At 71.8% G+C, this 216-nt stretch carries 1 protein-coding gene; it reads left to right on the top strand.

The window, feature by feature from the left end; translation table 11 throughout:
* Window positions 1–216: IS66 family transposase (locus tag MFF58_RS32145; RefSeq protein ID WP_238294396.1), on the top strand; the 216-nt coding region annotated here is incomplete at both ends.

The raw sequence follows: 216 nt of genomic DNA on the forward strand, positions 1-216 counted from the left end.
TTCGGCCGCCGCGCCGAGAGCCTGCCTGAGGATCAACTCCTGCTCGGGCTGGAGGAGGCCGAGCAGGTCGAGGCCGCGGGCTTTGCCGACGAGGAGGATGAACCGGCCAAGAAGGAGGCCCAGAGGGTCAAGCGGCGCGCGAACCGTGGGGCGCTGCCCGCCCATCTGCCGCGGGTCGAGTGCGTGGTCGACATCGGCAGCACCGCCTGCCCATGC

The organism is Methylobacterium longum, from assembly GCF_022179385.1.
GTDB lineage: Bacteria > Pseudomonadota > Alphaproteobacteria > Rhizobiales > Beijerinckiaceae > Methylobacterium > Methylobacterium longum.